The sequence below is a fragment of the Nonomuraea sp. NPDC049758 genome (genome assembly GCF_040674635.1).
Taxonomy (GTDB): domain Bacteria; phylum Actinomycetota; class Actinomycetes; order Streptosporangiales; family Streptosporangiaceae; genus Nonomuraea.
Genome location: NZ_JBFAMZ010000006.1, coordinates 447089 through 466789, shown reverse-complemented (window position 1 = coordinate 466789; position 19701 = coordinate 447089). Strand labels below are relative to the sequence as shown.

Here is a 19701-nt window from a genome sequence, read left to right as displayed (position 1 = left end):
CCATCAGCAGGAAACCGTAATCGCCTGGCTTCAGGGTGAGGTCAACCGTCCGGCGTCCGCCGGTGTTCTTCCACCGCCCGGTTCCTCCCTCCCCTGGAGTCCCTGATGTCCCTCCGTCCTCGCTGGGCGGCCCTGCCCGTGGTGCTGGTCGCGGTGTTCATGACCACGCTCGACTTCTTCGTCGCGAACGTGGCCGTGCCCTCGATCCGCGCCGACCTGGGAGCGGGCGACGCGGCGAGCCAGTTCGTGGTCGCCGGGTACGGGCTGGCGTACGCGGCGGGCCTGATCGTCTCGGGGCGGCTCGGCGACCTGTACGGACCGCGCCGGCTCTTCGCCGCCGGGCTGGCCCTGTTCACGCTCGCCTCGGCGGCCTGCGGCGGCGCGCCGGACGCCGCCGCGCTCGTGCTCGCCCGGGTGGCGCAGGGCGTCGCGGCGGCGCTGCTCGCGCCGCAGGTCCTGACGCTGATCGGGACGCTGTTCCCGGGCGCGGGCCGGGCCAGGGCGTTCGGCTGGTACGGCACGGTGGTGGGCCTGGCCGGGATGAGCGGCCAGGTCGTGGGCGGGCTGGTGGTGGCGGCCGATCCCCTCGGACTCGGCTGGCGGGCGTGCTTCCTGGTCAACGTGCCGATCGGCCTGGCGGCGCTGGCGCTGACCGGGCGGCTGGTCCCCCGCGTCGCCGGGGCCGGGTCGCGTGCGGGGCTCGACCTGCCGGGGGCGGCGCTGGTCGCGGCGGGGCTGGCAGGCGTCGTGCTGCCGCTGGTCCAGGGCCGCGAGGAGGGCTGGCCGCAGTGGACGTGGCCGTGCCTGGGCGGCGCGGCGCTCATGCTGGCGGCGTTCGTCCGGCGGCAGCGACGGCTGGCGGCGACCGGCCGGGAACCGCTGCTGGACCTGGCGGTGTTCGGCGAGGAGGGGTTCACGGCCGGGCTGGCGGCGGTCGCGCTGCTGTTCGGCACCTCCGCGGGCCTGTCGTTCGTGCTCGCCCTCCACCTCCAGGACGGCCTCGGCCTCGGCCCCCTGGCCGCCGGGGCGGTGTGCACCGCGCTGAACGTGGGCTTCTTCCTGGCCTCGCCCCGCGCGGCCCGGGTGCCGCGCCCGGCCGGCCCGCTGGCGCTGCTGCTCGGGCTCGGGCTGCTCCTCCAGGCGGGGGAGTCGCCGTACCTGGTGGCGGGCGCGCTGCTGGTGGCGGGCGCGGGGATGGGGCTGGTCATGTCGCCGCTGCTGTCGTCGGTCCTCGCGTCCGTACGCCGGGAGCGGGCGGGCGCGGCGGCCGGGGTGCTGGGGACCGTGCAGGAGACCGGCGGCGTGCTCGGCGGCACGATCACCGGCGCGGTGTTCTTCGGCTCCCTGGACGCCGGCTGGCCCGCGGCCACCAGGGCGGCCCTGCTCGTGCTCATCGTGGGCGCGCTGGGCGTCCTGGCCCACTCGGTACGCCGCCCCCGCCGCCCCCGCCGCCCCGAGCCGTGCCCGGCGATGTCCCTGGAGCCGAACCGCTGATCGCGGGGCCCGTCCAGGACGTCAGCCGTACCGGCCGGCCGTGGGCGGGCGCAGGGCGGCAGCCAGGTCGTCGGCCAGGCGCGGCAGCTCGTCGGGCCGCAGCGTGGAGACCGTCAGCCGCAGCGCGGGGGGCGTGCGGACGCGGTTGCGGGCGCCGGGCGCGGCCGCCCAGCCGAGGCCCAGCAGCCGGGTGACGGCGGTGGTCTCGTCGGCGACCGGGACCCAGACGTTGAGCCCGCTGCGGCCGTGCGCCCGCAGGCCACGCGCGGCCAGCGCGTCGATCAGGCCGTCGCGCCGACCGGCGTACGCGGCGGCCACGGCCGCGGTGTCCACAGCCTGTGCACGCCACAGGTGGGCGACCGCGCGCTGCAGCAGATGGCTGACCCAGCCGGCGGCCAGCCGCTGCCGCCCGCGCAGCCGGTCGAGCGTGACGGGATCGCCGGTGACCAGCGCCAGCCGCAGGTCGGGGCCGAACGCCTTGGCCGTCGAGCGGGTGAGCAACCAGCGGGTGGTCACGCCGGCCAGGGGATGGAGGGGGAGGTCCACCAGGCTCGCGCCGTGGTCGTCCTCGATCAGAACCACGTCGGGGCGGGTGGCGAGCAGGGCACGCAGGTCCGCGGCCCGCCGGGCGGTGACGGCCGCGCCGGTGGGGTTCTGGGCGCGGGCGGTGATCACCACCGCTCGTACGCCCGCCCGCAACGCCCGGTCGAGCTCGTCCGGCAGCGGGCCCTCGTCGTCCAGCCGCATCGGGACCGGCCGCAGCCCCAGGGCGGCGACCAGGTCGAGCAGGGCCGTCCAGCCAGGGTCCTCGACGCCGATCGCGTCGCCGGGACGAAGGTGGGCGTTCAGGACGCGTTCCACCGCGTCGAGAGTGCCGGAGGTGATCGCCAGCGGCGCGGCGGGCACGCCGTCCGCACGCAGCCGGGCGGCGGCCAGCGAGAGCAGTTCCTCGTCGTCGCCCGTGCCGTACATGGCCGGACGCTGCTCGTGCGCCCTGGCGGCGGCGGCGAGCGCCTCGTGCAGCGGCGGCAGCAGGGCCGGGTCGGGGTTGCCGTGCGACAGGTCGCGCACGCCCGGCGGCACCTCGATGCGGATCTCCTCGCGGGTCGTGGTGGCCGGGCGCGGCCGGACCCGCGTGCCGCGCCGGCCCGCCGTCTCGACGATCCCGCGCTCCCGCAGCAGCCGGTACGCGGCCGCGGCGGTGTTCGGGCTGACCTCGGCCGTGGCGGCCACCTCGCGCACGGGCGGCAGGTGCGTCCCGGGAGGCAGCAGGCCCGCGGACACGGCGGCCTCGACGCCCGCCGCGATCTCGCTGGCCGTCCCACCGACGATCCTGTATGTTTCTGACACAAAATACATTATGTACTAATACAAAGCTGGGCGGGAGGGTTTCACGTGCTCATTCACCCCTGGGACGCGGCACGGGACGACGACGAGTGGCACACCTGGCTGGCCACCCGCGACTTCGGCCAGCTGGCCGCGAACGGCCCCGACGGCGGCCCGCCCGTCGTCGTCCCCACCCACTTCCTCTTCGACGCCGCCGCCGGGGAGGTGCTGCTCCACCTGGCCAGGCCCAACCCGGTGTGGGCGGCGATCGAGCGCGATCCGGCGGTCCTGCTGAGCGTGCACGACGACTACGCCTACATCCCCGGCGGGTGGCGGACGGGCGACACCGAGACCGGCGTGCCCACCAGCTATTACGCCTCCGTCCAGCTCACCTGCCGGGCCGAGGTGGTGGACGACCCCGAGGGCAAGGCCGAGATCCTGCGCCGCCAGCTCGCCCACTTCCAGCCCGACGGCGCGCACGGCGTCGTGGCGGCCGGCGAGGGGCCCTACCACCGGCAGCTGCCCGGCCTGCGCGGGCTGCGGCTGACGGTGGTGGAGGCGCGCGCCAAGTTCAAGTACGACGGCCGCCACCCCGTCGAGACTCGCGAGCGCGTCGCCGGACTGCTGGCCGAGCGCGGCCTGCCGGGCGACGCCGGAGCCAGGGAGCAGCAGCTCAGGCGGATGGCCGACCGCTGAGGCAGGTGCGCAACATGCGGCTGAGGGCCCGTTTCTCCCGGTGGGTGACGGTCAGCCCGTAGTGGTGCTTCACCGTGATCCAGGCCAGCGCGTACGTGCACCGGTACGACCTGCGCGGCGGCCGCCACGTCGCCGGGCTGCCGCCGGCCTTGTCCAGGTTGACCGACTCGCTGACGGCGATGAGCTCGGGCCTGGTGAGATCGTTGGCGAACGCCTGCCGCCGCTCGTCGGTCCAGGCGTTGGCCAGCGGCACGAGGTGGTCGACGTCGATCTTGCACCGCTCGTGTGAGTACCCCCGGTCCGGGCCGATGGTCTGCGACCCGCCCGCGCAGAAGGCCTCCGACATCGCCGACGCCATGCAGCTGCTGACGTCGATCCGGCTCGTCCACAAGCTGCGCAGGGCGGGGGAGCGCAACGTCTACTACCGGATCGAGGACGACGCCTGGTCGAAGGTCCTGCGCCAGAAGCTGACCGCGTTCACGGCCTTCGACGCGCTGGCCGAGGAGGGCCTGCGACTCGGCTGGACGGACCAGACCCAGACCGCCCGCATCCGCTCCGCGCACGACTCCATCGCGGCCGTCGCCACCGCTCTCGACAGCCTGTGGAAAACCGACGCGCCTGTGGATAACTAGCCGTCGGCGTCCGGATACTGGAAGACGTCGTCCAGGGGCACCCGGAACACCCGGGCGATCTGAAAGGCCACCTCAAGAGAGGGTGAATAGCGGCCCTGCTCGATGGCGATGACGGTCTGCCGCGTGACGCCGACCCGCTGGGCCAGCTCCGCCTGCGTCATCTCCCCGTGCGCGAACCGCAGAGCCCTGATGGAGTTGGTCACCTTGGTCGGTTTGCCCATGCCTACAGGCCCCTCCGGTAGGCGAGCAGCCGCAGCGGGGTGGCCACCAGAGCGGACAGGACGAGTGCGGCGTAGATGGCGTTGGCGATCCAGAAATGGTCGGCTTCCGCCATGGTCAGGCCAAGGGGGACCACCATGGAGGCGGCGAGGACGACGCCTCCGACATGTTGGGCGGAACGGTTGATTTCCCTGTCTCGCACGTCGCTCTTGTGACTCTCGCTGGGCTTCACGATCTCGACCACGATACGGCCCACGATCGACAGGACGATGCTGATCCCGATCGCCCACACCATCGGCGCGACATAGGGGACGGCGCTGAGCGGGCCGTCGCCGGCCCGGCTCAGGATGACGATGACGTAGGCCACGTAGGCGCCGGCCGTCGCCACGAGATAGACCCAGGCGCCCTTTTCCTCATACGACATCACAAGCAGGGAAGGTAAAACAATCCAGACATCGTGTCAATGATTTCAGACTTGTCCACCACTGTGGACAACTATCCCCAACCTGTGGATAACTTCGGGCCACCTACGCGGCGAAACAGCCCGCACCGGGCGGGCCGGTCCACCATGCTTGCACCTGTCCCAGGACAGGAGGCAACCATGCACTACTTCCTCGAGGTACCCCTCGACGACGGCGGCACCGTTCTCGTGGAGGTCAACGAGCGGCCCGGCGACGAGCCGCTTCCCGCCGGACGGGCCCGCGCGGCCGTCGAACGCATGCCGGAGGCGCTGGGCGCGGGCCTCCAGCGCGTCCAGATTTTCGCCACCGACGTCCTGCGCCGCATGCGCTCCTGCCCGGAGCCGCCGGACGTGGTCGCGGTCGAGTTCGGGATGAAGCTGACCGCCAAGGCCGGCGTGGTCGTCGCCGAATCGACGGGGGAGGCCCACCTCAAGGTCACCGCGGAATGGCGGAAACCGGAAGGCGGCTGACCCGGGCTTTCCATCAGGCGGGATCAGGTCACGCCTTGATGGCGGTGCCCTGCGCCGAGACCAGCCGCCAGCCTCCGTCGGGGGCGACGGCGTACACGTGCGTGTACCGACTGCCGGCACTGAACGTGCTGCCATCGGGGTTCGTGAAGTTCATCCCCGTACGCCCCACGACGATCCCGACGTCCCCGATCACCCGCACGATGGCCTCGTCGGGGAACGAGTCGATCTTCGGGAACCGCAGGCTGCCCGACGTCACCAGGTCGAGCAGGACGTCCTTGCCGGCGACCGCGCCGTCCTCGACCCCCACCAGGACGAAGTCGTCGGCCAGCAGGTCCTTCAGGCGGTCGTGGTCGTTGGCCACCAGGGCGTCGAAGAAGCTCTGGTCCAGCTCGACCAGGGTGGTGCGGTGGGTGCTCACGGGGGTCGTCCGTTCTCGTCGATGGGCGGGCAACGAGGGTAAACGTTGACGCGGGCGACAAGGTCAAACCGTCAGGCCGCGAACCGCTTCAGCAGCAGCTCCAGCCTGCGTTCGTGCTGCTCGGCCGGCAGCCGCCTGCCGCGCATGAGCGTGACCAGCCCGTGCAGGGCGGCCCAGTAGGTCTCGGTGAGCAGGGCCAGGTCCTCCCCCTCGCCGGCGTGCGGGCGCAGCCCCTCGACCAGCTCGCCGAACGCCGCGTGCAGGGCCGCGGGAGCCTCCGGCGTGGCGAACGGCAGGTCGACGTTCTGGCTGAAGATGACGTCGTAGAGCGCCGGACGCCGCTCGGCGAACGCCGTGTAGGCCGCGCCCACGGCCGCGAGGGCGCCACCTGCGTCGGGAGCCGCGGTACGGGCCGCGCGCAGCTCGTCCGCGAGGATCACGCACCCCTCCACGGCCACGGCCGCCATGATCGCGCCCTTGCCCTTGAAGTGGCTGTAGAGCACCGGCTGGCTGTACTCGATGCGCTCGGCCAGCCGTCGCGTCGTCACCGCCTCCCAGCCCTCGGCCTCGGCCAGCTCACAGGCGGCCGTGATGATCAGCTTCTCGCGTTCCGCACGTTCGCGCTCCCGGCGCGCCTGTATCGACATGCTCCCGATCCTAGCACCGCTAGCGCTTCTGTCATCGTTCTGCTAGCGTCGTCCTCGTTCCTAGCAACGCTAGCTCTTGGAGACGGACATGCTCACCACCCTTGCCTACGGCCTCGCCATCGCCCTCAACCTGATGGTCGTGCTCATCGGCGCACGCTTCCTGTTCGTCCCGGTCGCCGCGGCCGCCGGTTACGGCGTCCCCGCCAAGCAGGACGGCGACCGCGCCTACCTGACCATCAAGGGGCTGCGCGACGGCACGTACGGGCTGCTCGGCCTGGCCCTGCTGGCCTTCGTCGGCGCCCAGGCCGAAGCCTGGTTCATGCTGATCGTCGCGCTGCTGCCCCTGGGCGACACCCTGATCGTGCTCCGCAACGGCGGCACCAAGGCGGTCGCCTTCGGCGTGCACTTCGCTACCGCCGTCGCCCTCCTCGTCAACGCCGCCCTGCTCTTCGCCGTGTGACCCGGCGATCCCGGAGCTACCCCGCCGTCGCCGTCCGTACGTCCCGCTCGATCTCCCGCCGGGACGTGCGCAGCGGCGAGAACCACATGACCACCGGACCGGCCAGCATCCCGGCCGAGAACACGACAAGCGTGCCGCGCATGCCGATCCCGCCGGCCAGCGCCCCGGCGAGGACCGCGCCGACCGGCGTGGCCGCCCAGGTGAGCCAGCGGGACGTGGCCGCCAGCCGCCCCTGCATCTCCTTGGGCGTCAGGAGCTGCCGCAGACTGCGCTGGGTGCTCTGGAAGACGAGCGTGACGATGATCATCAACGTCCACGAGACGCCCACCACCAGCTGCCCGGCCAGTCCCGGCCCCACCAGCCCGATCGACCCGCTGCACAACGGGTATGCGAAGGCGGCCCCGAGCAGCACGCGCGGCATGCCGTACCGGTCGGTGAGCGGCCCCGCGATCGCCCCGGCCGCCAGCCCGCCGGCCATGCTCACCCCGAACACCAGGCCCGTCGCCAGGCCCGACCAGCCGAGCTCCCGTACGACGTAGTTGACCTCCAGCGCGCTCAGCCCGGCGATGCAGAAGCTGACCGTGGCCATGTAGAGCACCAGCGGCCCGATCACACGATGGCGGACGACGTACCGCAGCCCCTCCCCGATCTGCTCGCGCAGCCGAGGGCCCCGCTCCGTCCGCTCCGGCCTGGCCTCCGGCGACCGGATCAGCGCCAGCGCGAGCGCGCCCCCCAGGTAGGACAGCGCGTCCGCGAGCACCGCCTTGGCCGGCCCGAACAGCGAGATCAACACCCCGCCGACCGGCTGCCCCGCCATCCCCGCCACCGTGACCGTGCTGGTGAGCTTGGCGTTCCCTTCCATCAACCGCTCAGGCCCGAGCAACGTCAGCGGGTACGTCTGGTAGGCGGGCGTGAAGAACACCTCACACGTCGCGACCACCAGCGCCACGGCGTAGAGCTGCCCGAGCGTGAGCCCTCCGGCCACGGCCGCCAAGGGGATCGTCCCCATCGCACACCCGGACACCAGGAACGCGACGATCATCACCGGCCGCTTGCGCCACCGATCGCTCAGGGCCCCCGCCGGCAACGACGCGAACAACACCGGCAACCGCCGCGCCGCCGTCAGCAGCCCGAGCTCCACCGGCGAGGCCTCCAGCACGAGCCCCGCGACCAGGGGTAACGCCAGGTAGGAGATCTCGTTCCCGAGCGAACTGGTGGTCTGGCTGCTCCACAGGAGCACGAAATCCCGCTCCCGCCACAACGAACCCGCCCTCGACATCCGCGACATTCTGCCACCGCGCGCCTGTGGCGAAGGCCGGTTCCGGTACTAGCTCGCCAACCCCCCGAAGTCGGGCGCCGGGACGTCGAGGACCGCCCCTTCACGGACGTGCCGGCATCGCGCCCGGCCGCGCTCGTCGGTGACCACGAAGACTCCCCGCGGACGGTCCCCGTCCTCGTCCAGCGGTGGCAGGGCGGCCAGTCGTTCGACCTTGGCCCGGATCTCGTGCAGCGCGCCCTCTCTGACGTCGCCCCCGTAGAACAGGTAGAGCGTCCAGTTGAAGGGCTTCACCGGCCACGCCCAGCCGCCGGAGTAGGGGTCGTCGTCCGCGACGATGCGGTCGGCGTCCGGCTTCTGAGCGAACCCCAGCTCAAGCCACCCTCTGACCGAGACATACATCCCCATACACCCGATCCTACGAACGCCCTGCGGACCGCCCCAGCCTCATCGACCCGAACTCTGCGGCAGCTGCCAAATGAGAATCGCCCATCTGGCACCCTCTGGCGCCTCGACCTTGACACTACGGACAGCCACGTCGTCGGGGATCATGCTGATGCGCACACCCCCAGGCCCGGCAGAGCACTGATGAGGGAGCCGAGTCTTGCCTACGCGGACGACTATCGTCCCGCTCGCTCCAACGCAGTCCACCTCAAGGCGAAACGATGCTCTCATCTTGAGTTTCGTGGTCCAGCGGCCAGTCCGCCCCTGCTCATTGACATGATGAAGCAACACGTTGCCTTTGGCGCTTTTCGAAAGATCTGCGAGCGCGCGATCGACAGGGGGCGGATCGATCGAGAAGCGAGGCGGCGATTCCCCTTGCTGTCCTGAAAACGAAATTGCACAACCGGCCAGGAGCGACGAGACGACGGCAATGGCCGCGACGTATCTGCGCATATCACCCCTCGGTTGATCAGGTCGCGACAAGGCTACGGCAGCAATACGATCCCCACCAGCCACGTCCGCCGGACGTCCAGCCGAGCTCGGCGGGCCGGACGTCCTTTGTGTGACCTGGTGAAATTCGGCCTTGCTGTAATGCGGCGGCGATCCGGGCCCACTCCGTGGCCTGCTGGGCGGTAATTAGGCATCCAACGTATTGCCATCGCGGACGGTTGCAATGCGTACGCGGTCTGGGTGCCGTACACCTCAATCACCGGAACGAGGGGAATCGATCATGGCCACCTCATATGGAGCGGCCGAGGCCATCCTGAACAGCGACAGCAGATGGATCGCCTACATCGACGCGGCCAACCTGTACTACGGGATCTGCCAAAGCGCGGGCCCCGACTACTGGCGTGTGGACGTCGTCAGAATGTGCAACCAGGTACTGAAGGCGTACAACGGCAAGCTGGCCAAGGTGAAGTACTTCACCACCGCGCTGAGCGGCCAGGCCGGGGTGGATCAGAAGCAGTTCGAACAGGACACCATCCTCGTCTACGGCAAGCAGTTCCAGCCGTTCATGGGGAAGACCAAGTACGACGACAAGACCGGCGGCTTCAAGGAGAAGCAGGTCGACGTGCGGCTGGCGGCTCAATTGGTCGGTGACCTGTGCACCAAGGCGTGCGAGGCGGCGCTGGTGGTGAGCTCGGACTCCGACCTGGCCGCGGCGATCGGTGAGGCCAGGTACTACGCGCCGGGCAGGACCATTGTGGCCGCTCATCCCGACGGCGTGCCGTCCGGCGCCTACACGGACGTCGTCGACGAGGCCATCCCGATCGACGCCGGCATGTACAGGAACGCCGCACGCCTGGACGTGACGCTCACGAAGTACCGCAAGTAGGAGGCGAGCCCGCGCGCTCCCACCGTTCCGCCCGAGACGAGCAGGCCCTCCGCATTCCGCTGCGCTAGGACGATGCCGCAACTGTCGGAAGGCTCGAACACGTCGCCCACCACTCCATACGGCTCAGCGTCTCCCACCGTGTAGACGACAGCGCCCCGCCGAAGACGTGGACACGATGCGAGCGCTTGCGGGATACAGGTTGGGCACGTTGGCGGTGCGTTCGTGTATCCAGCGGCTTCCGGTGTCCCATCGGAATCGTCGGCCAACAGCCACCATGTCCGACCGCTGGAAGGGTCCACACCGGTGTAGCCGCACACCTGGCACAGCCGGTGCAACATGCAGCGCCGCTGCCTGAGCGTGTTGACGAGCTTCCACTCCGGACGGCCCCGAGCCGAGAGGCCCTGTCGCGCCCACAGCACGCCGAACATCCAATCCTGCGGTTGCGGGTCTGCATATGTGAGCCGGAGACCGGCCGCTTCGTCGGACCAGGCGAACCCCAGCGGATGCGGCACCGCCTCCTCCGACCAGGCCGTGATGTACGGCACGCGAAGAATCGTGGCCACGGCAGCGCCTCCTACGGAGTTGGTCAGCACACACCCTTGCTGCGCTATTACGTAATATCGTAAAGATGCAGGAGCGCTATAGCGACAGGATCATGGGGAGCGTGCAGGTTGATCCGAACTCGTTCACGCCGCTCTACGTCCAGGTGGCCGACGCGTTGCGCACCCAGATCGAGGACGGCACTCTCCGCCCAGGGGACAAACTCAAGAACGAAGACGCCCTGGCTGACGAGTTCGGCACCGGGAAGGCAACCGTCCGACAGGCCCTGCGCCAGCTACGCACCGAAGGGCTCATCGACACAGAGAACCGACGAGGCAGCATCGTACGGATCCCGCCGGAGCTGACTGTAGTACGTCTCGAACGTCCCGCCCGTATCACAACACGGATGCCGACAGCCAAGGAACGTGCAGCGATGGAACTGCCGGAGGGTGAGCCGATACTCGTGATCACTTACACCGACGGCCGCACCGAAGTGCTCGCACGATCAGCCATCGATGCAGGGCCTCGTGGCGAGGGGCAATCCCCCGAATGAGCGTCACAGGTCAGCACTAGTCGCTGGGTGTATAGACCAGCGCGACGCCTCGACCTAGTCCTGCTCGGTCGTGTGCGAGGACCCGAGTGACCTTCCCCTTGAGATCAATCACGGCTACGAGTTGGGCGTCGTCACCTGAGACCGTGCTGACCAGGTGGTGCTCGTCCCACCATCCCTGCGTGCTAACAAAGTTGATCTTTACGCGTGTGGCCAGCTTGCCGGACCTGACGTCCCAGAGGCAATAGCTGGACTCGGCGTACGTAGGCGGGCAGACCGTGAGGAGCTGCTTGCCGGAGGGAGAGAAGGCGTCGTCACCGACGATCCAGCCGATCTTGCGCAGTGTGCGATGGACTCGTCCATCTGTCCGATACAGCCGGACCCCTTGATGGGGATCGGCATATCCGACAGCCAGGTGCTTGCCGTCTGGCGTCCATTGAAAGGCGGAGAAGGGATCAACTCCGCGAACATGGACGTCCTTCACAGTCCGTTTGGCGACGTCAATTGTCACGAAGCCGACCGTTGACAGGTTCTTCTCGATCGTCAACACGAGCTTGCGGCCATCGCGCGACCACTGGATGCTCTTGGTCTCTAGCGGCTTGCGGACAGTGCGAATCCGCGTCGGCTTGCCTTTGGCATCGAAGATCACAACGGAGTTGAACGCGCCGGGAGAGGATTGGGGCTCTCCGGCCACCTTGCCGCCCTTCGGCGCGGGGACCAACTCTCGATAATCCTTCTTTTCCACGAACCTGTTCTGACCCTTGACACGAAGGTAGGCATTGATCCGCGAATCGCTCACGGCCCGGGAGAATGCGGTGACCCTCAAATGGTCGTGGGCGCGCTCATGCACGACCACATGGGCGCCGGGCAACTCGATGTCGACCTCGCGAGGCTGCTGCGCGGACACGGGAGAAGCCGCGAGCATGGACCACGCAACACCTAAAGCTACAGAGCACAATACGCGGGGCCTGATCATCCCGGCAGCATAAGCGGTACGAGCCCCTTCGGTATAGGCGCAGGTCCCGCCGTCACGGAGAGAGTATTTACCTGAGCGCATCCGAGAGCTCGACCATGCTGGTAACGACGAGATCCGCTCCGGCCGTGGCAAGTCGTTCGGCCTTTCCCGGCCTGTTTGCATAGCCAACCGCGACCACCCCGGCCAGCTTGGCCGTCACGGAACTGGTCTACCGCAAGCAGATCCGTCCGGTACTCCAAGGCGGAGCGGTAGTCATGGATCAGATCTTCAAGACATGAGCGCGGGAAGCTTAGTCAAGCAGATAGGCACTCAGACAGCAGAACGGCCGCATTCCGAAGATCGGAACGCGGCCTTTTTGCTGGTTAGAAAGGTGGGGCTACCAGGACTTGAACCTGGGACCTCTTCCTTATCAGGAACGATTCGCACACCCGTTCACCTGGGGCTCTTGATCGCGTCTTACGGTCTACCAGCCCTTTCACGACCGGTTGCGGATCTTCGCGACTTTTCGCGACCACAGCCACATCAAGATCATGTCCCACCCGTGTCCCCAACGATCTTGCTGAGGCAGTAGCACCTATGAAGTTCCCTCACCTCTCCCCCGACGCGATCATCAAGGGATCAACGATCTTCGTCGTCCTCCTCATCGCGGCCGTCGCCGCGATCGTCTCCTATCGCCACGCCTACGAGCTCGTTGTCTCCCACGGCGAGACCGGGCTGACCGCCGTCCTGGTCCCGGCAACCGTGGACGGGCTCGTCTACGCCTCCAGCATGGCGATGCTGCAGGCGGCCCGGTTGGGCCAGTCCGCGCCAGTCCTGGCCCGCATCCTCTTGGCCCTCGGCATCGTGGCCACCCTCGGCGCCAACGTCGCGCACGGCTGGGACAACGGCATCATCGGCGCCGTCGTGTCAGCCTGGCCCGCCGTGGCGCTCGTCGGCTCGTACGAGCTCCTGATGTGGTTGCTGCGTGCCGACGCCCGGGCCACCGCGGACCAGGCCGGCGCCGACATGGACCAGGAGGCACTCGCGGTGTACGTCGCGAGCGTCGACGCCGGCGAACCGCTGTCGCAACGACGCCTTGCCCAGCAGTTCGGGCAGTCGCGCCGGTGGGCGGCCGCCATCGTGAAGCAGGCGACCCAGAGGACGCTCGCCCCGGCCCCGTGACAAGCAGCGGGCCCCCACACGGATCTCGTGTGAGGGCCCGCTGCTCGGCGATCAGACGTCGAACTGTCCGTCGCGCACGCCCGCAGTGAAGGCCCGCCACTGGCTCAGCGTGAACCAGTGCACAGGCCCCAAAGGGTCTTCGCTGTCTCTCACCCCAACGACGCCGGGCAGGTTGGTGGCGACCTCAACGCAGTCGTTGCCGCCACCGCTGAATGACGACTTACGCCATTCCGCTCGCCCCTTGTCGATCACATCCGCGTTGATCACGTGTGAGCCTCCATGATCTGAACGATCTTCTGCCGGGACCTCCCCGGCTCTAGCGCTGCACTCGTCAGGCTGGACCACCGCCGTTGATAGCCGCTCACCAGGGGCTCAATGAGCACATCGCTATCGATGTGGTCCAGGTAGACCACATCCGGATATACGTCCTTGGGGAAGCCAAGGATGACGAATGGTCCTTCAAGCCCGGCATGGGCGCCTACGTCGAACGGCAATACCCTCAGCTCGACATTCGGCCGCTCCTCGGCGGCCAGGACGCGCAGTTGCTCACCCATTGTGAGCCACCCGCCGATCGGCCTCACCAGCGAGGCCTCGGAAATCACCACCTGCAGGCGGGGAGCGTCTTCACGGTCGAGCAGTTCCCGCCGGCGCATGCGGGCCAGTACCCGCCGCTCAACCATCTCGGGCGGGTCCTCCGGCCGCAACGCGCCGATGACGGCGCGCGCATAGTCCTCAGTCTGCAGGAGTCCGGGAACGAGCTGCGGCTGCCACGAGCGGATCGTCAACGCTGCGTCTTCCATGCCCACGAACGAGCCTGTGAGGACGTCGCCGAACTGCGTCCACCACGCCGTGCTGCTATCGCGCGCCTTGGCCGCCAGACGCATGAGTGCACGCCTGGCCGACGCGGCCGCCCCGTACACATCGAGCGCGGCCGCCACATCCAGGGGCGTGGGCCGGGTCTTGGCTGACTCGATGCGGGTGACCTTGTAGCGCGACCACCCAAGTTGGTCGGCAGCTGATTCCGCTGTGAGTCCCGCCTGCTGTCGCAACTGCCTGAGCTCGCGGCCCAGACGCATGAGCTGCAAAGACGCTTTGCTCGTCTCCGTCACAGGCAAAGTGTCCAACATCAAGACGGCCGAAGGAACAGTCAGCAGGTCACAGAAGAATCTGCACTGTGCATTGAATCCCGTACTGTGCGTGCACCATGATGCGGAAGTGGCCCCGGGGCATGAACGGCTGGTGAAAGAACTCCCAGCCCGATCATCGGTCGCTCATGCCCCGAGGGGCCACAGTGCTTGGCGGGGGTTGTAACCAAGCCCATTCGCCTAGGTGCGTCACCATACAACCCCCCGCATACGGGTGGCGTGAAAAGTTCCCGGATTGATAGGGAGGACCCAGTAAACCGATTCCAGGACTGGCGCGTCAGTGCTCCTAATGTCGGAACATCCGACGAAAGCAGCGACGCCCCGCGGTCGAAACCACGGGGCGCCTGCATTCCACATCCTGACACCAGCATTACCTGCGGCGTACGGTGGATGTAGTCATCGGAACAACAAGAGCATAGGACACGATCACCATGATCGACGACCTGGCCGGTAAGAGTATCGGCGCTCGTATTCAAACCATTCGCGAACGACGCGGCATGAACCGCGAGACTGTGGCCGGACTGATGGGGTACTCGGCGCAGTGGCTCAAGGACATCGAGCGCGGCCGCCGCGGAGAGCCCAAGCTTTCTGTCCTGCTGAGACTGGCCGAGATCCTCGGCGTGGGCGACCTGGCCGAGTTGACCGGGGAGCAGGTTCCCATCCCCGTTGCGTCGTGGCGCCGCATTCCACACCCGGCAGTGCCGGCGATCCGTGAGGCCGTGCACGCCCAGCCCCTTGTCCCCGCCAGCGCCCCGGTCGACGTCGCCGCGCTCCAGCAGCGGGTTGCCCATGCCTGGCGCACGTGGCACGCCAGCCCGACCCAGCGGACCGACGTCGGCCGGATCCTCCCCGCGCTCATCACGGATGCGCGCGCGGCCGTCCGCGCAACCGAGGCGCGAGAGCGGCGCCTGGCGTACGCGGCCCTCGCCGACGTCTACGGCCTGTGCGAGCAGGTCCTGGCCTGGACGAGCGAGCCCGAGCTGCTCTGGTTGACCGCCGACCGCGGCATCACCGCGGCCCAGGAGGCAGACACGCCCGAGACGCTCGCCGGCGCGGCCTGGGTCCTGGCCAACGTACGCCGGGCGGTCAGCGACTTCGACGGTGCCCGCGAGCTGGTCGACGACGCGATCGGGTTGCTGCAGCCTTACCTGGAAGAGGGCCCCAACGACCTACGGGGGCTGTGGGGCGCCCTGCACCTGCACCAGTCAGTAACGTGCGCTCGCGCCGGCCGCGAGGGCGATGCCTGGCGGTACTGGGATGAGGCGGACCGGACGGCCGAGCGCCTCGGCGGGAGCTACATGCACCCGTGGACGGTGTTCGGGCGCGCGAACGCTGACATCCATGCCGTCAGCGTCGGCGCCGACCTGTCCAAGGGACACGAGGCTCGCCGGCGCGCCGAGCAGATCGACCCTGACACGGTCGCATCCCTCGACCGGCGGGCACGCCTCCTCATCGAGACCGCGCGCGCCTACCAGCTGCAGCGCGACTGGGCAGGCGCACTGCACTTCCTGCGCCTGGCGTACAACGCCAGCTCCGAGGGAGTCATGTACCAGCCGCTCGCCCGCGGCATCGCCGTCGACGCTCTCGACGGCGGCGGCCCGCTCGTGGCCCGGGAGGCACGCCAGTTCGCCACCCTCCTCGGCATCCCCGCCTGACCGAACGCGATTCGCACCCTCGGCCAGGGGTAGCAAACTGCACCCCTGGCCAGAGGGGGAAGAGTGCACCCGCTCTGGCATGTGTCACAGATCACACTGGTGCCCGTGCAGAGCGCATCAGCAGTAACGACCTTGCTATTTCCGCCGCAAGCGAGCTCAGCGCCAGCCCTCCTGTATCGATGGGCATGCCGAGACGAGAGCAATTGCGGCGCCGGCGGCATCTCCAAGTCTTGGGACACCGCCACCGGAGAACTCACCGCAGCGATGAAGCGGCTTGGGCCCACAGCTACGGGAGACATCGCCATGGTGGGTCTCGACAGCGGTGGCCTCAGTTCTTCATACCGGCACGTCGCGGTCCTGGCCAGAATCCGGCGCGACGGCGACGAACTGCGCGTCGAACCGGGGGACTGACATGCCCTGCTCCCCGGATCAGTCGAGCGCTGGGGCGCGCCCCTTCCTGCGTGCGTCTCGGCCCGCCGTCGTGCCGTATGTCACCGCCCACGAGGACGAGACCATCCCTTATCGGCTCGTCTTGGCTGCGCACCTCGAGGCGACGGACGGGCTCCGCCTCTCCTACACGGACGCGATCGACACCGATTGGATGTTCGGGGCTCTCTGGCACCGGCACGGCTTGTCGCGCTCCGGTCGACCGCTATGGAAGCTGGTCAACACCGGCCGACAGCGGCGATGCATGCTCCACATGCTGTGTCAGGTGTGCGGCCGTTCCGCGGTGGACGATGAGGGCCGGATCTCGTGGCTGATGCCCGAGCCTCCTGGCGCTTCGGCCGCCGGCCAGCCGTTTACGCATGTACCGCCCACCTGCTCGCCGTGTATCCCTACCGCCCGCCTTCTCTGCCCCCGCCTGCGCCCCGAATCGCACGTCTACACCGCCCGCCGCTGCGAGCCCTTCGGGGTCGTGGCGGACCTGTACCGTCCCAAACTCGGGCGCGGTGTGGTGCTCGCCGAGGAGGCCGTCGAACTGCCGCTCGACGCGTTCCGCGACCTCGAGTACGCCTTGGCGCAACAGCTGATCGTCTCCCTCGACGGCCTCGAGCAGGTCCAGGTGGATCACCCAAGGACACCTGTGACCGCCTGGCGTGAGTCACTCCACGGCTAAGGCCGGCTGAGGTCGGCCCCGTCCCATAGACGCGCGGCGGTGCGGTTGAGGGCCCAGGGGGTTGCTTGGGGCCTCCTGCGCCGTCGCGCCCTCGTGAGGCTGCCTCGGCAGCACGAAGTGCGCCCCCGCGCTCCTCCATCGGGAGGGGCGCGGGGGCGAGGGTGATCTGACCGACGGGCCTACCGCTCGACGTGACCCTGGACCAGGGGGCGCCCGTAGTCATCTCGTGGATCGGCTACTGGCGTGACCTTCCTCTGGCTGCTGATCCACGCCCACGCGGCGTAAGCGCCGTCAAGGAGCTGCTCGACGCCCGTCTCGGACAGCTCCCACTCGGGCGGGAACCAGCCGAGCGCTACCGCGAGGCGCGTGACGCCCATGAGGAGCAGGGCGACGCCGCCCCTCACGAGCAGCGGATACCGTACGGCGAACGGTGTCTTGGGAACAGGATGCATGTGCCACTCCTTCAGGGATGCGCCCCTCATTCCGGGGCGAAAATCAGGAACCTGCCGACGGCTGGGCCTCTTGAGCGCTGCGTCAAGAGACGGGCCGCTCCCAGGCGGCCCGCCAGGTGGCCGGTCCCACCACGCCGTCGTCGTCGAGCGGCCAGCCGTGCGCCGTCGAGTCCCGCTGGAACGCCACGCAGATGTCGCGCGAGCGCTCCCCGTACCAGGCGTCCGGGATCAGGTCCCAGCCGCGGTCGCGCATCTGGCACTGCCAGCTGTAGACGTCGGCGCCAGTCGTCATCGGCGGGTAGCTGAGGAGCCGCCCAGGGAACGGCGGCGCCGACGGCTTGCCCGGCGCCGGCGGGTCGTCCGGTACGGCGCCGGGCCGGCGGGCACCGGCCCGGACCCAGGCGTACAGCTCGGGGCCGGGGCAGTCGGTGGAGTAGCCGTCGCGGTGCCCCTTGATCTCCAGTCCGGCGCCGCCCTCCGCCCTGAGCCACTCGATCGCGTCACAGATCCCGTGCAGCATCTGCGCCGGCGGGACGATCAGGCCGCTGTTGCCGACCAGGCCGAGCACGGCGTAGTGCCCGGAGTTCTGGCCGGGCCCGTTCGCGGCCGGGAGATGGTGCAGGCCGCGGCCGACGAACACCTTCCGGTGAGCGCAGACGGCCGCGGTGTAGCCGATGTCCATCCACCCGTTGGAGTCCATGTGCCCGCGCTGGATCCCGCGGACGGCGGCCACGCACAGGTCGTGGTCCTCGACGGTCCGCGGGTCGACGCGGCCGCCGGTGTAGTGGACCTTCACCCCTCGGGTGCGGTCGAGGCTGGTGTAGGAGCCCGTAGGTCTGCGGGCCCGCCACTCGGCGCGGGTGATGAGGTCGATGGCCATGACGTCTCCAGGTGTGTCGGTCAGAGGCGGGCGATGATGATGCCGATCACGGCGACGACCACGCTGATCACGGCGACGATGACACTGACCACGCCGATGGTCTGCCGGCGGCTATCGGCCAGCTGGGTACGCGTCACCCCGTCGCGCTCGATGGCGTCAACCCGCTTCTCCAGTGCCTCGGCGGCGGCCGTGGCCATGGCGCGGTCGGCGTCCTGGCGCTGGGTCAGCTGGTCGACGCGCCAATCGGCGTGATCGGCGCGCTGCATGAGGAGCGCGAGCTGGCCCTTTATCTCGGCCAGGCCGACAGCGGTGATCTCCGACAGCTTGGCCAGCGCGAGCTCGACGTTGCCCGGTGGATCGGTCACGGGCCCTCCTTGCGACAGGCGGTCACGCCGTGCTGACCCACTCAAGGGTCAGCTGACTGAAACCGGGCTGGATGTTGATCGTGCTGCCCGAGTCCTGCATCCCCTCGGCCGTCACGTAGTCGCCGAGCGACAGGAAGATCGGGACGGCCAGCAAGTTGACGGAGGGATAGGAGGCCGGGGAGGCTCCGCGCGCCTCGGTGTACACGGCGGCGCCGCTGCGGTTCAGGCCCAGATATCGGGATCCACCGGCGAAGTTGACCCAGTTGAGCATCGCGGTGACGTTGTACCAACCGGCCGTCTGCGCGGTGTACCTGGTCGGGTTCGTGACGTTGTCGTGGCCGCCATCGCGGTCGATGACCTCGCTGTTCCAGGTCACCGGGGCCGGGGTGTTGTGGTTGAAGTTCTGGATCGACGACCGCGTCAAGATCGCCAGCGGCTTGCCGGACAACAGGAAGTTGAGCCCGTTGCGGACGTCGGCGTTCATCTTGGACGCGGTCAGCAGCTCACCCACCGTCCAGGTCCGCGGGACCGGCACCGTAGCCACCTACACCGCCTCCCCTTGCATGCCGCGGCACCCGGCGCACAGCTGGCCCGTCCCGAGCCGGGACAGGCAGGCCGCGCACGGCCACATCTGCACCATCGCCGGCAGGCTCTCCAGGTTCGCCGTCAGCCGGTCCATGCCCTCAGGCCAGACCAGCGCGGCGGTCAGGCCGAGGCCTCCCCCGGCGCACTCGGTGCACCACATCCACGTCGCGCCGGCGGGCAGGTTGAACGCGGAGCCGCACCCCCAGGGGCAGTCAGCGATCCACCGGCCGTCGTCGACGCGCGCGTATGCCATCTTCTCCGGGTTGTCGCCGGTGGGCCGCGGCACGGGCCCTTGGTGGCTGGCGGCTCGCCGGGAGTCGGCGAGTGCCCAGTAGGCCTGCCAGGTCGTCAGCGGCTGCGGCGCGGGGATGCAGTGCTCCAGGTACCGCAAGCGTG

At 69.2% G+C, this 19701-nt stretch carries 26 protein-coding genes; 10 read left to right on the top strand and 16 right to left on the bottom strand.

Annotated elements, in window-relative coordinates:
* The first annotated feature begins 105 nt into the window (after window positions 1–105).
* The gene (locus AB0J46_RS19225) at window positions 106–1494 is read left to right on the top strand and encodes an MFS transporter (protein ID WP_364333303.1); all 1389 of its coding nucleotides are present in this window, start codon (window positions 106–108) and stop codon (window positions 1492–1494) included.
* Between the two features lie 21 nt (window positions 1495–1515).
* On the opposite strand, the gene AB0J46_RS19220 is transcribed toward AB0J46_RS19225, so the two are convergent.
* Window positions 1516–2853: an aminotransferase class I/II-fold pyridoxal phosphate-dependent enzyme gene (locus tag AB0J46_RS19220; RefSeq protein ID WP_364333300.1), complete on the bottom strand. Its 1338-nt coding sequence runs from the start codon at window positions 2851–2853 to the stop codon at window positions 1516–1518.
* A gap of 36 nt (window positions 2854–2889) precedes the next feature.
* Here AB0J46_RS19220 and AB0J46_RS19215 point away from each other — a divergent pair, with 36 nt between their 5' ends.
* Complete coding sequence (locus AB0J46_RS19215) at window positions 2890–3516, top strand: FMN-binding negative transcriptional regulator (protein ID WP_364333298.1); 627 nt, start codon at window positions 2890–2892, stop codon at window positions 3514–3516.
* Here the strand turns inward: AB0J46_RS19215 and AB0J46_RS19210 are convergent.
* Window positions 3494–3862, bottom strand: coding sequence for a DUF1524 domain-containing protein (locus AB0J46_RS19210; protein ID WP_364333296.1), 369 nt, complete (start codon window positions 3860–3862; stop codon window positions 3494–3496). The two genes, AB0J46_RS19215 and AB0J46_RS19210, sit on opposite strands and share 23 nt — an antisense overlap.
* Before the next feature lie 10 nt (window positions 3863–3872).
* Between AB0J46_RS19210 and AB0J46_RS19205 the strand changes: the two genes are divergently transcribed.
* Window positions 3873–4148, top strand: coding sequence for a hypothetical protein (locus AB0J46_RS19205; protein ID WP_364333293.1), 276 nt, complete (start codon window positions 3873–3875; stop codon window positions 4146–4148).
* Here AB0J46_RS19205 and AB0J46_RS19200 read toward each other — a convergent pair.
* Together AB0J46_RS19200 and AB0J46_RS19195 are read right to left on the bottom strand one after the other, a co-directional pair.
* Window positions 4145–4369 carry a helix-turn-helix transcriptional regulator gene (locus AB0J46_RS19200; protein ID WP_352324570.1) on the bottom strand — a complete coding sequence of 75 codons (225 nt, stop codon included), beginning with the start codon at window positions 4367–4369 and terminating at the stop codon, window positions 4145–4147. The genes AB0J46_RS19205 and AB0J46_RS19200 overlap by 4 nt on opposite strands.
* 2 nt (window positions 4370–4371) lie before the next feature.
* Window positions 4372–4794 carry a hypothetical protein gene (locus tag AB0J46_RS19195; protein WP_364333290.1) on the bottom strand — a complete coding sequence of 141 codons (423 nt, stop codon included), beginning with the start codon at window positions 4792–4794 and terminating at the stop codon, window positions 4372–4374.
* A 174-nt stretch (window positions 4795–4968) separates the two neighbouring features.
* On the opposite strand from AB0J46_RS19195, the gene AB0J46_RS19190 reads away from it, so the two are divergent.
* Window positions 4969–5298, top strand: a complete 330-nt coding sequence (locus AB0J46_RS19190; protein WP_364333287.1) for a CU044_2847 family protein — start codon at window positions 4969–4971, stop codon at window positions 5296–5298.
* A 28-nt stretch (window positions 5299–5326) separates the two neighbouring features.
* Here AB0J46_RS19190 and AB0J46_RS19185 read toward each other — a convergent pair whose 3' ends face one another.
* Together AB0J46_RS19185 and AB0J46_RS19180 are read right to left on the bottom strand one after the other, a co-directional pair.
* A complete protein-coding gene (locus AB0J46_RS19185) occupies window positions 5327–5716 on the bottom strand; it encodes a nuclear transport factor 2 family protein (protein ID WP_364333284.1) in 390 nt (129 codons plus the stop codon).
* Window positions 5717–5787: 71 nt separating this feature from the next.
* Window positions 5788–6363: a TetR/AcrR family transcriptional regulator gene (locus tag AB0J46_RS19180; RefSeq protein ID WP_364333281.1), complete on the bottom strand. Its 576-nt coding sequence runs from the start codon at window positions 6361–6363 to the stop codon at window positions 5788–5790.
* Window positions 6364–6451: 88 nt separating this feature from the next.
* Between AB0J46_RS19180 and AB0J46_RS19175 the strand changes: the two genes are divergently transcribed.
* On the top strand, window positions 6452–6823 hold the full coding sequence (locus AB0J46_RS19175; protein ID WP_358291183.1) for a DUF4267 domain-containing protein: 372 nt from the start codon (window positions 6452–6454) through the stop codon (window positions 6821–6823).
* A 16-nt stretch (window positions 6824–6839) separates the two neighbouring features.
* Here the strand turns inward: AB0J46_RS19175 and AB0J46_RS19170 are convergent, their stop codons facing one another.
* Window positions 6840–8102, bottom strand: a complete 1263-nt coding sequence (locus AB0J46_RS19170) for an MFS transporter (protein WP_364333278.1) — start codon at window positions 8100–8102, stop codon at window positions 6840–6842.
* Between the two features lie 48 nt (window positions 8103–8150).
* Complete coding sequence (locus tag AB0J46_RS19165; protein WP_364333275.1) at window positions 8151–8507, bottom strand: hypothetical protein; 357 nt, start codon at window positions 8505–8507, stop codon at window positions 8151–8153.
* A gap of 766 nt (window positions 8508–9273) precedes the next feature.
* On the opposite strand from AB0J46_RS19165, the gene AB0J46_RS19160 reads away from it, so the two are divergent.
* Complete coding sequence (locus AB0J46_RS19160; protein WP_364333272.1) at window positions 9274–9879, top strand: NYN domain-containing protein; 606 nt, start codon at window positions 9274–9276, stop codon at window positions 9877–9879.
* Window positions 9880–10507: 628 nt separating this feature from the next.
* Entirely contained in the window at window positions 10508–10972 is a 465-nt protein-coding gene (locus AB0J46_RS19155; RefSeq protein ID WP_364333269.1) for a GntR family transcriptional regulator, read from the top strand.
* A gap of 16 nt (window positions 10973–10988) precedes the next feature.
* Here the strand turns inward: AB0J46_RS19155 and AB0J46_RS19150 are convergent, their stop codons facing one another.
* On the bottom strand, window positions 10989–11876 hold the full coding sequence (locus AB0J46_RS19150; RefSeq protein ID WP_364333266.1) for a WD40 repeat domain-containing protein: 888 nt from the start codon (window positions 11874–11876) through the stop codon (window positions 10989–10991).
* Window positions 11877–12521: 645 nt separating this feature from the next.
* On the opposite strand from AB0J46_RS19150, the gene AB0J46_RS19145 reads away from it, so the two are divergent.
* Complete coding sequence (locus AB0J46_RS19145; protein ID WP_364333263.1) at window positions 12522–13106, top strand: DUF2637 domain-containing protein; 585 nt, start codon at window positions 12522–12524, stop codon at window positions 13104–13106.
* A 51-nt stretch (window positions 13107–13157) separates the two neighbouring features.
* On the opposite strand, the gene AB0J46_RS19140 is transcribed toward AB0J46_RS19145, so the two are convergent.
* Together AB0J46_RS19140 and AB0J46_RS19135 are read right to left on the bottom strand one after the other, a co-directional pair.
* Window positions 13158–13373 carry a DUF397 domain-containing protein gene (locus AB0J46_RS19140; RefSeq protein ID WP_364333260.1) on the bottom strand — a complete coding sequence of 72 codons (216 nt, stop codon included), beginning with the start codon at window positions 13371–13373 and terminating at the stop codon, window positions 13158–13160.
* Window positions 13370–14215 (bottom strand): helix-turn-helix transcriptional regulator, encoded by an 846-nt coding sequence (locus AB0J46_RS19135; protein ID WP_364333257.1) that lies wholly within the window; start codon window positions 14213–14215, stop codon window positions 13370–13372. Before AB0J46_RS19135 ends, AB0J46_RS19140 begins: the two co-directional genes overlap by 4 nt.
* A gap of 467 nt (window positions 14216–14682) precedes the next feature.
* Between AB0J46_RS19135 and AB0J46_RS19130 the strand changes: the two genes are divergently transcribed.
* Together AB0J46_RS19130 and AB0J46_RS19125 are read left to right on the top strand one after the other, a co-directional pair.
* Window positions 14683–15906 carry a helix-turn-helix domain-containing protein gene (locus tag AB0J46_RS19130; protein WP_364333254.1) on the top strand — a complete coding sequence of 408 codons (1224 nt, stop codon included), beginning with the start codon at window positions 14683–14685 and terminating at the stop codon, window positions 15904–15906.
* A gap of 481 nt (window positions 15907–16387) precedes the next feature.
* Window positions 16388–17023, top strand: coding sequence for a hypothetical protein (locus AB0J46_RS19125; protein ID WP_364333251.1), 636 nt, complete (start codon window positions 16388–16390; stop codon window positions 17021–17023).
* A 179-nt stretch (window positions 17024–17202) separates the two neighbouring features.
* Here AB0J46_RS19125 and AB0J46_RS19120 read toward each other — a convergent pair whose 3' ends face one another.
* From AB0J46_RS19120 to AB0J46_RS19100, 5 genes are all read right to left on the bottom strand, one after another.
* Complete coding sequence (locus AB0J46_RS19120) at window positions 17203–17475, bottom strand: hypothetical protein (RefSeq protein WP_364333248.1); 273 nt, start codon at window positions 17473–17475, stop codon at window positions 17203–17205.
* Between the two features lie 82 nt (window positions 17476–17557).
* A complete protein-coding gene (locus AB0J46_RS19115) occupies window positions 17558–18355 on the bottom strand; it encodes an N-acetylmuramoyl-L-alanine amidase (protein ID WP_364333245.1) in 798 nt (265 codons plus the stop codon).
* A 20-nt stretch (window positions 18356–18375) separates the two neighbouring features.
* On the bottom strand, window positions 18376–18720 hold the full coding sequence (locus tag AB0J46_RS19110) for a hypothetical protein (protein ID WP_364333242.1): 345 nt from the start codon (window positions 18718–18720) through the stop codon (window positions 18376–18378).
* A gap of 22 nt (window positions 18721–18742) precedes the next feature.
* Entirely contained in the window at window positions 18743–19255 is a 513-nt protein-coding gene (locus AB0J46_RS19105) for a hypothetical protein (RefSeq protein ID WP_364333239.1), read from the bottom strand.
* Between the two features lie 9 nt (window positions 19256–19264).
* A complete protein-coding gene (locus tag AB0J46_RS19100; RefSeq protein ID WP_364333236.1) occupies window positions 19265–19696 on the bottom strand; it encodes a hypothetical protein in 432 nt (143 codons plus the stop codon).
* Between the last annotated feature and the right edge of the window lie 5 nt (window positions 19697–19701).